This window comes from Vibrio sp. YT-19(2023) (genome assembly GCF_033337395.1).
This window is the reverse complement of record NZ_JAWOQN010001136.1, coordinates 1-519: the sequence shown is the minus strand read 5'-3', so window position 1 is coordinate 519 and position 519 is coordinate 1. Positions and strand designations below refer to the sequence as shown.

General features: G+C 37.4%; 1 protein-coding gene. It reads right to left on the bottom strand.

Going from position 1 to position 519, the window contains the following annotated elements; all coding sequences use genetic code 11:
- Positions 1-467, bottom strand: a 467-nt coding sequence (locus R7E78_RS30475; protein ID WP_318059189.1) for a LysR family transcriptional regulator, incomplete at its 3' end; no start/stop codon positions are given.
- Positions 468-519 lie beyond the last annotated feature (52 nt).

The window sequence follows — 519 nt, the reverse complement described above, 5'->3', positions numbered from 1 at the left end:
AAATCTAACTCACCATTAATCAGTTTACTAATGGTATTTGAGCTCCAACTTTCTGTTTCTATTGTGATATTAGGGGCAATATCTAATAACTTTAAATGCAATTTAGCAGGGAAAGAGACACCAAAAAATCCATTAATTGCGATTTTTATATTCGCGGAACTGCTTTCTGGCGAAAATTCATCAAGCTCTAAAATGAGATTCGATAAATCATCCATTATTTTAGGTAAGCTATCGGATAAAAGTTGTCCTTTGTCCGTAGGCTTTAATCCATACCTCGTTCGCACAAATAGTGGGTCGTTAAAATGCTCACGTAGACGTGCCATCGCCCGGCTGACAGCAGGTTGAGTGATGTTGAGCCTCTTGGCTGCCGCGACTGTTTTCTTCTCTTCCGATACTACTCTAAAAATCTTTAGCAGATTCAAATCTAAATTATGTAACGGCTTTTTGTTTTTATCTTTATTTTTCATTCGATTACGTTCTGGTGGTGTAAGGCGTATCCGTGTTGGCATAAATTAACTT